Origin of the sequence: Vibrio crassostreae (assembly GCF_041439375.1) — a bacterium.
GTDB classification, from domain to species: domain Bacteria; phylum Pseudomonadota; class Gammaproteobacteria; order Enterobacterales; family Vibrionaceae; genus Vibrio; species Vibrio crassostreae_D.
On the sequence record NZ_JBGONY010000023.1, the window covers coordinates 51318 to 66607 of the forward strand.

Genomic DNA, 15290 nt, shown 5'->3' on the forward strand with positions numbered 1-15290 from the left:
TGCTATAGATAGCTTTGTACAATGTCGTTGAGCTGCCCATCGTCTTTCATCTGGTCCAGACGTTGGTTAATGAAGGTTTGCAGTTTAGGGTCCATCTCAGGGTCGAACGCTAAATGGATAGGGTAGTTATTAATGACTGAACCGAACTCTTGCATCTGGTAGTCATCAATACTCAGCTTCTGCTCGTTTAGGTTGTATTTGATTCGTGATTCCATTTCAACAAACACTGTATCACCAGGTGCACGGTTCAGGACTCGAAAAGCCGCGCTGTAATCCTTAACTCGAATCTCGTTGAGCTTGCCTTGTTGGATGTAAGGTTCTAGGTTCGGATACTCAAACCCCACCAGTAATACCACTGCTTTTCCGTCTAAATCATCAATTGTATTGAACTCAAAGGGCTTCTTACCGCTGCTGAGTAACACATGTTTTACATTGTAAATTGGCTCTTCAGACAGGTTAACAGATTGGATATTTCCCCAACTCGGACTGCCATAGGTTACCCAGTTTGGGTTCTCTCTCGCATCGAGCTTGTCGATCATTCGGTTAAATGGGTAGGTGTGGTACTTGATCTCATACTGGCTGTCATCGAATACCGCTTCAACGATATCAGAAACCATTCCTCTGTGAGATGACCCGTCAGTTTCGATCTGAAAAGGTTGCGCTTGGCTCGCAATAATGTAGTAGTGAAGAGGTTCACTTGCAAGAGCATAACTGCTTGAAAACAAACTGACTATGGATGCAACGATAAGATGTTTTTTCATAACCTTCCCTAGTTATTTGATGAATGACTACTATTATACTAGTTGAGTAATTGTAGTTTGCTAGGATAACAATAATGGTAATTTGTGTATGGTGAAAAAAGGAAAACGCTATATTGGACTCTCCCGACAGTTGATCGGGACTATCATAGCAATTAGTACCTTATTCACAGTTATAGTGACAGGTCTCGGGTTGTATGTAGAGTATCAAAGTCGAGTTTCTTTTATTAGTTCTCAGATCGAACAGGTTAAGGCTGGCTATCTTTCTGGCTTAACAGCGAGTTTGTGGGTTGAAGATCGAGAGCAGTTGCTTGTGCAAGCTGAAGGCATCTCTCGCCTCCCCTCAGTTAGCTATCTTCTTATCGAAAGCCCTGATGAAAAAATTCTAGAATTAGGTAAAAAGACTGAAGGTCAGTCTTATTCTCAGTCTTGGGAAATGGTTCACCAAATGGCGGGGACAGATTTCCCATTGGCGACGCTCACGGTGCAATCTGATTTGAGCATGATCCTCAATGACTTTGAAGAACGCGTACTATTACTACTCGCCTTCGAAGCCGTTAAAATCTTCTTGTTGTCTCTGGTGTGTCTAACGATAGTGTATCGCCTCGTTGTGAAGCGTTTAATGACCATGTCTTCCCAGATCAATCAGCAACGAGTAGAAGACAACAAACCGCGTTTTTTAACACCAACCGATTCGACTTACAAAGATGAGATCTCGACGCTAGAAAGCAGTTACAACCAGTCAATTGAACGCATTCGTCAACAGTACCAAGAACTGGAAAAAGCCAAAGATATCGCCGAGGTGGCTAACCGTAACAAAAGTGAATTCCTGGCTAACATGAGCCACGAGATCCGTACCCCAATGAATGGGATTATCGGGCTGTCGTCTCTGCTTTCTGAAATGGATATGCAGAAAGAGCAGAAAGAGTATGTCAATATGCTCAACACCTCTTCACTTACCCTGCTAGATCTGATTAATGACATTCTCGATTATTCGAAGATTGAAGCGGGGCGACTAGAGCTTCAGCAAGAGCCGATGAAAATGATGGGCATTGCGGCCGACGTTGAGTCAACCTTCCGAGTAAAAGCGGAACAGAAAGGACTTCGATTCCAATTGGCGATCGACCCTAAGATCCCAACCATGGTGATCGGTGATGGTACTCAACTAAGACAAGTCCTAAATAACTTAGTCGGCAACGCAATTAAATTTACTGAGCATGGTCATGTCACGCTCTCGCTTCGTTTGGAAGATGTGGTTGAGCCTGAGCAAAAACTCAGAGTGAAGTTCGAGGTTGTCGACAGCGGCATCGGTATTGCAGAAGACAAACAGCAATCGGTATTTGATAAGTTTCAACAAGCCGACGGCAGTACCACGCGTATTTACGGAGGCACTGGGCTTGGTCTAACAATATGCGAGAAGATAGTGGCATTAATGGGCAGTAAGCTTGAACTAACCAGTGTTGAAGGTCAGGGCAGTACATTCTATTTTACGGCTGACTTTGACCCATGTTTAGAAGCCGACGAAAGCAATATCGATTTCACTAAGGTTTCGGTTTTGCTAGTGGATGATAGCCAGCTGAACATGCGTATAACGTCTACACAGCTTCAATCCTTCGGCGTTAAGTCTGAGTGCTGTGAAACGGCAAACCAAGCGTTAGAGTTAGTTTCAGAGTCTGTGGCTAAGTCATCGCCATACGATTTAGTGCTGATTGATAAAGTGATGCCGTCGGTTGATGGCTTCCAACTGGCAAGAAGCTTGGTCGAGCGCTTTGGTAGCGAGTGTCCTAAGTTAGTGATGATCTCCGCCGACCCAAGAAAGCAAGATGAAGTTCGCGCGAAACAAGTCGGCTTTGTCGCTTACATCGCTCGCCCTTATCAAGACAATCAACTTAAGTGGACCATCAGTGAGGTGCTTGCGAGAGCCGCTGATACTTCAACCTTCACCTATCCAAATCGAGGCGAGGTGGCGTTTAAAGACAATGAACCGGTACCAGTCACCAAACCTGCGACTGTTGCTAAGCCAGCACAACCAGAGAAAACGGCTTTAAAAGAAGAACCAAAACCTGCGGCGGTCACAACCTCTTTTAGTGGCAAAGTCTTAGTTGTGGAAGATTCGAGAGTGAATCAACAAGTGGCCAAGATGATGCTTAAGAAGCTCGGGTTTGAAGTCGACATTGCCGACAACGGTAAAGTTGGAGTCGATAAATTCAAATACAATGAATATGTGATGATATTTATGGATTGTCAGATGCCGGTTCTTGATGGTTTTGAAGCAACCAAACAGATCCGAGCACTCGAAGAGGGGACGTCGAAACATATCCCAATCGTAGCGCTGACAGCCAATGTAGTGCAAAGGGATAAGCATTTGTGCTTTGATGTGGGCATGGATGAGTTTTTACCTAAACCGGTTAACCAAGGCAAACTGAGAGAGATCGTAGCGAGTTTTTTGTCGGATAAGAGCGAGTTAGCGGGAGAAGGTGAACAGAAGATTGTTTAGTCTGTGCGCCATTATATCCGATTGTTAAACCTCAAAACTCCGACCTAATCCGTCGGAGTTTTTGTATATGCTAGCTTTACTTCCTCCCTTATTGCGAGACCTAAGCCATACGGCGTTACCCGATGCTATCAATGTGGATCACCACAGAATCTGGTCGCCAGTATTCCAATTCACAGTCCATTAGCTCGCCATCTTGTTTGTAGTTTACACGGCAGATCTTCAGCACTGGCTGACCTTCAGCTAGGTTTAACGCCTTAGCGACATGCGCAGGAGCGGAAGTGGGAATGGCATCAAAGCGCGATCGTTTGGTCTCGTAGCCGTATTTTTCTCGGTAGATTCCCGTCAGCGACATGGTGAGATTTTCCGACAATACTTTCTCAAATAGCGGTGCTTTCAGTACGTTTTCAACGAACAGTACCGCTCTACCATCAATAAAGCGTAATCGCTCAATCACGTGTATTGGCGTTATCTGCTCTATCTCTAATGCTTTGGCGTAGTCGCCAGCCGCCATCTCTGTGCGAGTGCTCAGCAGTCGTGTTTCTGCAATGCGATCTTGTTCGCGAATCATTTGATGAAAGTGAGAACGAGACAATGGATTGTAGCGAATACGTTCGGGTGACACATACCAGCCTCGGCGCTCCTCTCGGTATATTAGACCTTCAGTTTCTAACGACACCAATGCATCTTTGAGCGTGATTCGTGTGGTGGAAAACAGTTCGCTGAGCTCTCGTTCGGATGGCAGTTTTTGTCCCTCGGTGAAGATACCCGATTGAAGTTGTTCTCTGATGCTCGCCTTAATTCTACCTAGCTGTGTCCCTGATTGCGCTGTTGCCAATGTTCTCATTGCTGATCTAGTCCATAAGTTCGTGTGCTCAATAAGGTAAACCATGGAGTTAACAGGAATGTGACAGTAAACAAAGGCTTACTGTCATATGAGTGAAATATAACTGCCACGAAAATACACTCTAACTGTCAAATAAGTTGCGCGAAAGCGTCACACTCTGGCGATAGCATACAAAACGAACTTACTGACCTAGTCCAGAGGGATAGAGACAATGAAAACTTTGCTTAGCCGTTCAACTGTATCGCCAGCCAAACTGATTGGCGCAACGCTAATAACGGCAACACTTTCAATGCCAGCGATGGCGAAGGATGCCGATCTTGAGTCACTGATTGAAGCTGCTCAAAAAGAGGGTGCGGTTTACAGTGTGGGCATGCCAGATAGTTGGGCAAACTGGAAAGGCACATGGGCTGATCTGAAAGCGAACTACGGTTTGAAGCATCAGGATACTGACATGAGCTCAGCACAAGAGATCTCGAAATTTGAAGCGGAGAAAAGAAACGCAACCGCAGATATCGGTGACGTTGGCTTCGCCTTTGCACGTGTTGCGGTGAAGAAAGACGTGACTCAGCCATACAAGCCAAGTACTTGGAATGATATTCCGGACTGGGCGAAAGACAAAGATGGTCACTGGGCTCTGGCTTATACGGGCACTATCTCGTTTATATCAAACAACAACCTTGTTAAAGACGCACCAAAATCTTGGAGTGACCTACTCGAAGGCGATTACAAAGTCACTGTAGGTGACGTAGGTGTCGCAGCACAAGCTAACAACGCGATTCTAGCGGCGGCATTTGCGAATGGCGGTGACGAGTCGAACCTAAAACCGGCGATTAAGTTCTTTGGTGAACTAGCGAAGCAAGGTCGCCTATCTTACACAGATCCAAGTATTGCGAACCTTGAAAAAGGTGAGGTGGAAGTCGCGATCATGTGGGATTTCAACGCATTGAACTACCGCGACAAGATTGACCGTGAGCGCTTTACCGTAAACATCCCACAAGATGGTTCAGTGATCTCTGGTTACACCACCATCATCAATAAACACGCAAAGAACCCGAATGCGGCGAAGTTGGCTCGTGAATATATCTTCAGTGACCAAGGCCAGATCAACCTAGCAGAAGGTTACGCGCGCCCAATCCGTAGCAACGTGACGCTTCCTCAATCAGTACAAGACAAGCTGATCTCGAACGAGCAATACAGCAACGTTCACCCAGTCACTGATTTCTCAGCATGGGAAAAATCAGCACGTCGTCTGCCGCGTCAATGGCAAGAAAGCGTCTTGATTCATCAGCAGTAATCCATATTCAAAACAAGCAACAGAGAATAGACCATGAGCAATAAGGTTATCCTTGTTGTTCTAGATGGACTGAATTATCAGGTAGCCCGTGATTGTATGGGCTACCTGAACGGTCTTCTAGAGCAAAGTGATATGCATGAAAAGCTGGGCGATTCGTACAGTAAACAGAGCACTTCGCAAAGCACGCAAAAAAACAAGCTGCGCGCCACACTTTACCTAATGCAATGTGAACTGCCGTCCATGTCACGCCCACTGTATGAATGCATCTTAACTGGGGCTCGCCCTGTTGAGAGTGGCATCGTTAACAATCAAATCGTGCGTTTGTCGAATCACGAGTCGATCTTTAGTTTGGCTAAATCGCAAGGCAAAGTGACGGCTGCCGCGGCCTATCACTGGGTGAGCGAGTTGTATAATCGAGCGCCATTTGATGCCGTGCGTGACCGTTTCACCAACGATGAAACCATGAACATTCAACATGGCTGTTTCTACCACTGGGATCACTACCCAGATGAAGCCTTGTTCTTGGATGCCGAGCACCTGCGCGTGACTCATCAGCCTGATTTCTTATTGATTCACCCAATGAACATTGACGACATGGGCCACAAGCATGGGTTGGATTCTCGCCAGTACCGCAATAGTGCACGTGGCGCGGATATCTACCTGTCGAACTACCTTGAGAAATGGGTAGACGATGGTTATCAAGTGATCATTACCAGTGACCATGGCATGAACAATGACTTGTCTCACGGTGGTATTCTGCCTGAAGAGCGTGAAGTGCCTTTCTTTGTGATTGGCGATAAGTTCACACACCAAGAATGTTCAGTGAAACAGACCGATATCTGCGGCAGCGTGTGTCAGTTATTCAACCTTGAACACGATAAATCTTACACTCAGGAATTGTTGGCCCTATGAGCAGTTCTGTAATCACGCAGAGCGATGGCTCTGCGCTTAAACCTCAAACCAAATCTTGGTTCAAACGCTTCAAGCCCGCTTTGTGGCTTGCGCCTTTCGCCCTGTTTTTCTATCTGTTCCAACTAGCACCTATGGTTTGGGTGTTGATCAACAGCTTCTTCTACGACGATGAGCTTTCTTTAGAAAACTACTCTGAAGTCTTCGATTCAGCCTTCATGATGCAGGCTTTTGGTAACAGTTTATGGCTGTCGATTTGGTCGAGTATCTTTGGTTTGGCCATTGCGACTCTGCTCGTTTCTTTATTGCGCCGTGTCGACTCTAAAATCCGCGACGCAGTGATTGCTTTCACCAACATGAGCAGCAATTTCTCTGGTGTGCCTCTGTCGTTCGCCTTCATCATCATATTAGGCACCAACGGGGCAATCACCTTATTGTTTAAGCAGTACGGATTGCTAGGGGACTTCGAGTTGTACGGCAAGTGGGGTTTGCTAGCAATTTACATCTACTTCCAGATCCCATTGGCGGTGCTGTTGCTGTATCCAGCGTTTGATGCCCTTAGCGATGACTGGCAAGCCGCCTCTGCACTGCTTGGTGCGAAAACTTGGCAATACTGGACCAAAATAGCGCTGCCAGTGCTGTCTCCTGCCTTGTTTGGAACCTTTATCATTCTGATTGCTAACGCGATTGGCGCCTACGCGAGCGTGTATGCGTTAACGTCGGGCAACTACAATGTGATTACGATTCGAATCGCGAGCTTGGTATCAGGCGACTTGTTCCTAGAACCTAATCTAGCTGCCGCAATTTCCGTGATTCTGATGGCGATGCTGGCCTTCATCACCGTGATTAACCAATGGCTGATCAGCAAAAGCTACGCAGGGAAGAGAAAGTAATGAACACCGTAAATACTCACTTTCATAAAACCGTGGTCTATTCGATCGTTGGTATCATGATGATCCCGATCTTAGCGACCTTCATTTACTCGATCTCGTCGCGTTGGGGCGCCACGATCTTGCCTGATGGTTTTACTTTGGATTGGTACATCAATCTTCTGACGGATCCTCGCTTCTTACAAGCCTTTGGTCGTTCACTGTTTATCTGTGTAGCGGCGTTGTCACTGAGTGTGGTGTTGATTCTGCCTGCGATTTTCGTGGTGTTTTATTATTTCCCGAAACTCGACAAGATCATGAATATCCTTATTTTATTGCCATTCGCCGTGCCGCCTGTTGTGTCGTCGGTGGGGTTGCTTCAGCTGTATGCCGATAGCGAAATCTCACTGATAGGCACACCATGGATCCTGATTGGTACTTACTTCACCATCGCGCTGCCATTCATGTATCGCGCGATTGCCAACAGTTTTGAAGCGATCAACCTGCACGACTTGATGGACGCTGCCCACCTACTCGGCGCAAGCACCACTAAGGCGTTCTTATTGATTATTCTACCAAACCTCAAGAAAGGCTTAATGGCGTCGCTGTTCTTGTCGTTCTCGTTCCTATTGGGTGAGTTCGTGTTTGCCAACATCTTGGTCGGTACACGTTACGAGACGCTGCAAATCTACCTATACAACATGCGTCAAACCAGTGGTCACTTCACGTCAGCGCTTGTGATGACGTACTTCCTGTTTATTTTCTTACTGACTTGGTTGGCAAGTCGTTTCAGCCAAGGAACCAAATAATGAGCTATGTAAATGCGAAAAACCTCACCAAGAGCTTTGGCGACAACACAGTGTTTGAAGACATTGAATTCTCCATCGAGAAGGGAGAGTTCATCACGCTGCTTGGCCCAAGTGGCTGTGGCAAATCAACGCTGCTGCGCAGCTTGGCAGGCCTGAATCCGGTCGATAGTGGCGAAATCTGGGTTAATGGCGAAGAGATTACTCACCAAGTGCCGCAACAGCGTGGCATCGGTATGGTGTTTCAATCTTATGCGCTGTTCCCGAACATGACGGTTGAGGGCAACATTGCGTTTGGCCTCAAGATGAAAAAGCTTGCTGCTGACGAGATTAAGCGTGAAGTCGCAAAAGTGATTGGGCTGGTGGATTTAACGGGCAAAGAGAAGTTCTACCCGCATCAGCTATCAGGCGGTCAGCGCCAGCGTGTTGCTTTGGCAAGAGCCTTGGTGGTGAAGCCGCGTATTTTGTTGCTCGATGAGCCTCTTTCAGCGCTGGATGCGAAGATCCGTAAGCATTTGCGCCAGCAGATCCGAGACATCCAAAAAGAGATGAACCTGACCACGATCTTCGTGACTCATGATCAGGAAGAAGCGATGATCATGTCTGACCGCATCTTCTTGATGAACAAAGGCGAGATCGTTCAAGCAGGTACACCAGAAGAGATCTACACTCAACCTGCCAATGAATTCGTGGCGGGGTTCATGGGTCACTACAATCTGGTGCAAGCCAACAAAGCTAAGCAGCTGTTTAATATTGAAACCGAGTGGAAAGTGGCGATTCGACCTGAATCTATCTACGTTAAAGAGCAAGGCCGACAATATGGCGAACATATCTCTTCGCCGAAAACCGGTACCATTCGCAATCACCAGCTATTAGGCAATGTGATTCGCTATCAAGTGGACGTTGATGAGTGTGAATTAACGGTCGACCTGCTTAACCGTTCTTCTGAACGACTGTTGGCAAACGGTAGCCAACTTGAACTCCTGTTTAACCTTAACGAAATTCAACCTGTGAGAGCCTAAGATGTTCAAACCTTTGTATGTATTTGATATGGATGAAACGCTGATCAATGCCGATGCAGCGATGCTCTGGAATGCGTTCTTGGTTGAAAAGGGCATTGCCACTGCGCCTAACTTTATTGAAGAAGATAAGCGCTTAATGGGCCTGTATTCGGAAGGTAAATTGAACATGGAAGATTACCTAACATTTTCCATGCAGCCACTGGCCGATATGCCAACAGAGCAAGTCAGCGCATTGGTGGAAGAGTGTGTTGAACAGCATATTTTGCCTAGACAGTTCAAGCAGTCGAAACCTTTGATTGAGCAGCTTGAGAATGATGATATCGACATGTTGATCATCTCTGCCAGCGTGACTTTCTTAGTGGAAGCGGTCGGTCGTAAGATTGGTATTGAGAACGCACTCGGTATTGATTTGATTGAAAACCAAGGCCGTTTCACGTCTCAGATCTCAGGTGTGCCAAGCTACCGTGAAGGCAAAGTGACGCGTTTAAAAGAGTGGTTAGACAATCAAGAAACCAACTACTCAGACATTCACTTTTATACCGATTCAATCAACGACTTACCTTTGTGTGAACACGCTGATTTTGCATATTTGGTCAACCCGTGCCCGCGTTTGAAAGCGTTAGCCGATCAACCGAATTGGTCGATTCTCAACTGGGATTAACGCTTAACCCATCTCTGAATCATGTTCGTCTTAGAACTCATCAAGCCGCTGACTACAGCGGCTTTTTTGCATCATCAGGCTAATGTTTGATTTATCACCGTAGCTGACAAAAGGATATGCGTAACAATTTAATAACATCTCTTACTCTGCTGTAAATCAAACCACCATCTTTCAATCCCTTGATAGCACTCATTTTGTTGTTGCGAGGCTCTTTGTGTAACAAATATTTTACAACCTGACGGGTTTTTAGCGTTATTGCCCATTTTCTTCCATCCATTCCAATCTTTCCGCTTGTGGGCCAAATTTAATTGAGGACAAAAATCACGTAACACAAAACCAATAGGTACAAGGAGAAAGTTCATGGTGGATACATACAACCCGCTTGGCACGGATGGATTCGAGTTTGTTGAATACACGGCCGTTGACCACAAGGGAATAGAGCAACTTAAAGCGCTGTTTGTGTCACTTGGTTTTGCTGAGATTGCCAAGCACCGCTCAAAAGAAGCTTGGCTGTATCGACAAGGTGACATCAACTTTATCGTTAATGAACAACCACACAGTCAAGCGGAAGCGTTCGCCAAGGTGCATGGGCCATCGGTCTGTGGCATGGCTTTTCGTGTCAACGAGGCAACGGCTGCTATGGAGCAAGCATTCAAGGGCGGTGGTGAAGAGTACAAAACAGAAATAGGGCCGATGGAACTGAGCATTCCTGCCATTTACGGCATTGGTGAAAGCCTGCTCTATTTTGTGGATCGCTATGGCAAGCAGAGCATCTATGACGTCGATTTCCGATTCTATGACGATGCGGAACAGCGCATGGCCGAAGCTAATGTTGGCTTGTATGAAATCGACCATCTCACGCACAACGTGAAACAAGGCAATATGGACCTGTGGTCTGGCTTTTATGAGCGTATCGGTAACTTCCGTGAGATTCGTTACTTCGATATTGAAGGAAAGCTGACAGGCCTTGTGAGCCGCGCTATGACCTCACCTTGCGGCAAAATCCGCATTCCTATCAACGAGTCTTCAGACGACAAATCACAAATCGAAGAGTTCATCCGCGAATACAACGGCGAAGGCATCCAGCACATCGCGCTTGCTACGGATGACATCTACAAAACAGTGAAAACTCTGCGTGATCGCGGCATGGATTTTATGCCAACCCCAGATACCTACTACGAGAAAGTCGACGAGCGTGTGAAAGGCCACGGTGAAGACACTGATCTGCTGCGCGAGCTTCGCGTTCTGATTGATGGCGCACCGACTAAAGACGGCATCTTGCTGCAAATTTTCACACAGACAGTAATCGGGCCTGTGTTCTTTGAAATCATTCAGCGTAAAGGCAATGAAGGCTTTGGCGAAGGCAACTTCAAGGCGCTGTTTGAATCGATTGAAGAGGACCAGATTCGTCGAGGAGTATTAGACGATGCATAAATGGATCTCGTTTCCTCATCGGGAGGGGGTATGTTCTAAACAAGCGCATGCCGACTTCCCCGAAGAGGCAATCTATGAGCGAGAGGCGGGCCGAAGTGGTTTCTTCGGTCCTGCCACTCACTTTCATCACCAACATGCCCCAACAGGTTGGTCGGAGTGGGAGGGCGATTTACGTCCTCGCGCTTTTGATTTTACGCTGGTGGAAAAAGCCGGCCAGATAACCCCTTGGGCGGTGCCTCATCTTTTGCACAATGCGGACTGCAAAATCCGTGTGTGGCGCATGGATGACAAGATGGACTTCTTGGTGCGTAATTCCGACGGGGATGAGCTGTTGTTCATTCACCAAGGCAGCGCCGATCTCTATTGTGACTATGGTCATCTAGCGGTGAGTGAAGGGGATTACGTGATGATACCGCGCTCAACCAACTGGCGCTTGGAGCCAAGCGAGCCGATGTTCATCTTGATGATTGAGAATACAGACGCGGCTTACTCCCTGCCAGAGAAAGGCATGGTCGGCAATCACGCGGTGTTTGATCCTGCGGTGCTCGACATCCCGTCGATCAATGATCAATTCCGCGCTCAGTATTCAGAAAACCAGACTCAGGTTCAGGTAAAACGTCACGATAAAGTCAGCGTGATCACCTATCCGTTCAATCCATTGGATGCAATTGGCTGGCATGGCGACTTAGCGGTGGTGAAAGTGAATTGGCGCGATATCAGACCGCTGATGTCGCATCGCTACCACTTGCCACCCTCTGCGCATACAACGTTTGTGGGTGCTGGCTTTGTGGTGTGTACCTTTGTACCACGCCCGATAGAGAGCGACCCCGGAGCGCTGAAAGTGCCGTTCTACCACAACAATGATGATTACGATGAAGTGCTTTTCTATCACGCAGGTGACTTCTTCAGCCGCGACAACATTGAAGCGGGCATGGTGACTTTCCACCCTGCGGGCTTTACGCATGGGCCTCACCCTAAAGCCTTTAAGGCAGGGCAAGCGCACAAGAAAAAGTTCACCGATGAAGTGGCGGTGATGATCGATACTCGCCACGCACTACAGTTTTCTGACGAACTCGATAGCGTTGAGAACAAAGAATATGTCTACAGTTGGCAAGAGAAGTAAGGGACAGCAAAGATGAAATTAGCAACCAAGAAAAATGGTACTCGTGATGGGCTGTTGATGGTCGTAAGTAAAGATCTCAAACAGTGTGTGGCTGCCACTGAAATCTTCCATGCGATGCATCTGGCGCCAACCATGCAGGTGGCTTTGGATAACTGGGATAGCGTGGCTTCTCAGTTAGAAGAGTTATACACCTCGTTAAACAACGGGCATGTGACTGGCAGTGAAGTCTTTGCACCTCAGTATTGTGAATCACCTCTGCCACGCGCTTATCAATGGGCGGATGGTAGCGCCTATGTAAACCACGTTGAACTGGTGCGTAAGGCGCGTGGTGCTGAAATGCCAGAAAGCTTCTGGGTTGACCCGCTCATGTATCAAGGTGGCTCTGATGCGTTTATTGGCCCTCGTGACAACATCGAATTTGCCAGCGACGAATGGGGTATCGATTTCGAAGGTGAGGTCGCGATTGTGACCGGTGATGTGCCTATGGGTGCCAGTGCTAAACAAGCGCACGATTCGATTTGCTTGCTGATGTTAGTGAATGATGTGTCGCTGCGTGGTTTGATTCCGGCAGAGCTCGCGAAAGGCTTTGGTTTCTTCCAATCTAAGCCTTCTTCAGCGTTTTCTCCGGTCGCAGTTACACCCGACGAGCTTGGCGAGCAATGGAAAGGCAGCAAGGTTCATCTACCGCTGATATCGACCTACAACGACCAGCCTTTTGGTCGTCCGAATGCTGGCGTAGATATGACTTTCAATTTTGCAGAGTTGGTCGTGCATGCTGCGAAAACTCGCCCATTATCTTCAGGTGCAATCATAGGCTCGGGCACGGTTTCCAATAAGCAAGGCACTGACCATGGCACCTCAATTGCCGAGGGCGGTGTGGGTTATTCATGCATTGCTGAAGTTCGTATGATTGAGACGATTCGCGATGGTAAACCTTCGACTCAATTCATGTCGTTTGGTGATTCGATCAAACTTGAGATGTTCGATGAGGCGGGTAATTCCATTTTTGGCGCGATAGACCAAAAAGTGAGCCAGTATCGAGCGCTATAATCTACATAATAGGATTTCTGCATGAGCGAGAGCATCGTGAACAAGAACATTGTACTTTACGGTTACTGGCGCTCGTCTGCAGCCTATCGAGTGCGTATTGGGTTGAACCTAAAACAGCTCAACTATGAGTCTAAATCGGTGCATTTGGTGCGTAATGGCGGCGAGCAACATGATCTACAATATCGCGATCTCAACGCCAGTGAATTAGTGCCCGTGCTGGTGGATGGTGAAGTTCAACTCAATCAGTCACTGACGATTTTGCAATACTTGGACGAAAGCTATTTGTGTGAGAGCAGCCCAGACACCTTGCTGATTCCTGAGCAAACCCCACTGCGCTATCAAGCGTTGGCGATGGCTCAGGATATTGCGATGGAAATTCACCCTCTTAATAACCTGCGCGTGTTGCAGTATTTGGAGCGAGAATTGTTGTGCGAACAAGAGGCGAAAATGGATTGGCTTCATCATTGGATGAGCCAAGGTTTTTTGGCGTTAGAAGAGAAGCTAGCGAAGCACAGAAAATCACACGGTGATTCGGTGTATAGCCTGACGGATTCGCCTTGCATCGTAGACATTTGCTTAGTGCCGCAAGTCTACAATGCGTTGCGCTTTGATCTTGATATGTCGCCTTATCCGCTGATTAACTCGATAGCTGAAGCGTGTAACAAATTGCCCGCGTTTATTGGTGCGATGCCAGAGAATCAAGGAGATGCAAATGAGCCCATGTAGAATAACTGATGTAAACGAAAATACTCGTCCCTTACACTACCAAAACCGTTTCTTGAAAGAAGCGGTTTCCAAAATTAAATATTAGCTATTATTGAATAAATACAGGTATGGAAAGTTATTCTTTTAGTACTCAAAACTGCCAAATGTGGAGCACAAAACTCGTTTTTATAATGTTAATTAAATATATGAAATTCAGTAAGTGTATGAATATTTATCCCGTTTAGCACTAATATGTTTATAAGAAAAAAGCCTCGTTATTAAATAAGAGGCTTTAATCAAAGGTTTTTATATTGGTGGTGATTATCATTCGAGAATATTAGTAATAAACAATACCTTCACCTTTCGTAATCAGAGTACCAGCTTCATTGGTAATTATTTTATCTAAATCAAATAATGAACCAATCGCCGCATTACCCAATCCAGCTTCAACGAATTTACAAACGGCATCAATTTTTGGCCCCATAGAACCTGCAGGGAATGAAAATTCAGCTAAACCAGCAGGCGTTGCTTGCTTCATTTCTGCTTGGTCTTCTTTACCATAGTTACGGAAAATCGAGCCATCGGTTAAGATAATAAATAAGTCGGCATGGATTTTTTCAGCCAGTAATTCAGCTGTAAGATCTTTGTCAATTACGCACTCTACACCAGTACTCTTACCCTGTTCAATACTCACGGGAACACCGCCGCCGCCACAAGCGATAACAAGGTTTTCTGTATCTAGAAGAGTTTCAATCTGCTGAATTTCAACAATGTTTTTTGGCATAGGAGAAGGCACAACGCGACGGTAGTACTCGCAATCAGCTTTAAACTGCATTGTGCTTTGAGCCATCAACTCTTTAGCTCGTTGCTCCGTATATACAGGGCCAACAAATTTAGTCGGGTTAGCAAACGCAGGGTCTTTTTTGCATACTTCAGTTTGCGTGACTAGAGTAGCTACGTCTAATTCAGGGTCAATGTTTCTTAGCTCTTGTTGTAACATGTAGCCCACCATGCCACAGGTTTGAGAGCCTAGTACATCCATTGGGTACGGGGTCGTCTCTGGCGAATATTCGTTATAAGCCGCGTTTTGTTCCATCAATAAACCTACTTGTGGGCCATTACCATGAACGATAACAATCTCATGCTCGCGTGCGATCGCGGCAATACTCGCTGCTGATTTGATTATATTTTCACGTTGGTTCTCAGCCGTTAATGCTTGGCCTCTTGCTAAAAGAGCGTTACCGCCTAAAGCTAATACTATGCGCAGGGCGGGATCGCACTTTGTTAACAGATATGATCTAATAGCTCCAAACCCATA

The 15290-nt window shown here is 46.5% G+C and carries 15 protein-coding genes; 11 read left to right on the forward strand and 4 right to left on the reverse strand.

Annotation, left to right across the window (positions count from 1 at the left end):
• Window positions 1-2: 2 nt before the first annotated feature.
• On the reverse strand, window positions 3-761 hold the full coding sequence (locus tag ACED45_RS11725) for a substrate-binding periplasmic protein (RefSeq protein WP_285953423.1): 759 nt from the start codon (window positions 759-761) through the stop codon (window positions 3-5).
• Window positions 762-849: 88 nt separating this feature from the next.
• Between ACED45_RS11725 and ACED45_RS11730 the strand changes: the two genes are divergently transcribed.
• Complete coding sequence (locus ACED45_RS11730; protein WP_371714104.1) at window positions 850-3255, forward strand: response regulator; 2406 nt, start codon at window positions 850-852, stop codon at window positions 3253-3255.
• Window positions 3256-3370: 115 nt separating this feature from the next.
• On the opposite strand, the gene ACED45_RS11735 is transcribed toward ACED45_RS11730, so the two are convergent.
• Entirely contained in the window at window positions 3371-4099 is a 729-nt protein-coding gene (locus tag ACED45_RS11735; protein ID WP_371714105.1) for a UTRA domain-containing protein, read from the reverse strand.
• A 211-nt stretch (window positions 4100-4310) separates the two neighbouring features.
• Here ACED45_RS11735 and ACED45_RS11740 point away from each other — a divergent pair, with 211 nt between their 5' ends.
• The 6 genes from ACED45_RS11740 to ACED45_RS11765 are packed head-to-tail and all read left to right on the forward strand — an operon-like array spanning window position 4311 to window position 9660.
• Window positions 4311-5393 (forward strand): ABC transporter substrate-binding protein, encoded by a 1083-nt coding sequence (locus ACED45_RS11740; protein WP_371714106.1) that lies wholly within the window; start codon window positions 4311-4313, stop codon window positions 5391-5393.
• Between the two features lie 33 nt (window positions 5394-5426).
• Window positions 5427-6305, forward strand: a complete 879-nt coding sequence (locus tag ACED45_RS11745; RefSeq protein WP_371714107.1) for an alkaline phosphatase family protein — start codon at window positions 5427-5429, stop codon at window positions 6303-6305.
• On the forward strand, window positions 6302-7195 hold the full coding sequence (locus tag ACED45_RS11750) for an ABC transporter permease (RefSeq protein WP_371714108.1): 894 nt from the start codon (window positions 6302-6304) through the stop codon (window positions 7193-7195). The genes ACED45_RS11745 and ACED45_RS11750 overlap by 4 nt, the downstream gene beginning before the upstream one ends.
• Window positions 7195-7980, forward strand: a complete 786-nt coding sequence (locus tag ACED45_RS11755; RefSeq protein WP_210472204.1) for an ABC transporter permease — start codon at window positions 7195-7197, stop codon at window positions 7978-7980. The genes ACED45_RS11750 and ACED45_RS11755 overlap by 1 nt, the downstream gene beginning before the upstream one ends.
• Complete coding sequence (locus tag ACED45_RS11760) at window positions 7980-8999, forward strand: ABC transporter ATP-binding protein (RefSeq protein WP_371714109.1); 1020 nt, start codon at window positions 7980-7982, stop codon at window positions 8997-8999. The genes ACED45_RS11755 and ACED45_RS11760 overlap by 1 nt, the downstream gene beginning before the upstream one ends.
• Window position 9000: 1 nt before the next feature.
• A complete protein-coding gene (locus tag ACED45_RS11765; protein WP_019821750.1) occupies window positions 9001-9660 on the forward strand; it encodes an HAD family hydrolase in 660 nt (219 codons plus the stop codon).
• 94 nt (window positions 9661-9754) lie between these two features.
• Here the strand turns inward: ACED45_RS11765 and ACED45_RS11770 are convergent, their stop codons facing one another.
• Entirely contained in the window at window positions 9755-9937 is a 183-nt protein-coding gene (locus tag ACED45_RS11770; RefSeq protein WP_371714110.1) for a hypothetical protein, read from the reverse strand.
• Window positions 9938-10020: 83 nt separating this feature from the next.
• Between ACED45_RS11770 and hppD the strand changes: the two genes are divergently transcribed.
• The 4 genes from hppD to maiA are packed head-to-tail and all read left to right on the forward strand — an operon-like array spanning window position 10021 to window position 13993.
• Window positions 10021-11094 (forward strand): 4-hydroxyphenylpyruvate dioxygenase, encoded by a 1074-nt coding sequence (gene hppD / locus ACED45_RS11775; RefSeq protein ID WP_239718609.1) that lies wholly within the window; start codon window positions 10021-10023, stop codon window positions 11092-11094.
• Complete coding sequence (locus ACED45_RS11780) at window positions 11087-12217, forward strand: homogentisate 1,2-dioxygenase (protein WP_371714111.1); 1131 nt, start codon at window positions 11087-11089, stop codon at window positions 12215-12217. The genes hppD and ACED45_RS11780 overlap by 8 nt, the downstream gene beginning before the upstream one ends.
• Window positions 12218-12229: 12 nt before the next feature.
• Window positions 12230-13267 (forward strand): fumarylacetoacetate hydrolase family protein, encoded by a 1038-nt coding sequence (locus ACED45_RS11785; RefSeq protein ID WP_371714112.1) that lies wholly within the window; start codon window positions 12230-12232, stop codon window positions 13265-13267.
• 21 nt (window positions 13268-13288) lie between these two features.
• The gene (gene maiA, locus ACED45_RS11790) at window positions 13289-13993 is read left to right on the forward strand and encodes a maleylacetoacetate isomerase (protein ID WP_371714113.1); all 705 of its coding nucleotides are present in this window, start codon (window positions 13289-13291) and stop codon (window positions 13991-13993) included.
• A gap of 316 nt (window positions 13994-14309) precedes the next feature.
• Here the strand turns inward: maiA and ACED45_RS11795 are convergent, their stop codons facing one another.
• A complete protein-coding gene (locus tag ACED45_RS11795; protein WP_371714115.1) occupies window positions 14310-15239 on the reverse strand; it encodes a carbamate kinase in 930 nt (309 codons plus the stop codon).
• Between the last annotated feature and the right edge of the window lie 51 nt (window positions 15240-15290).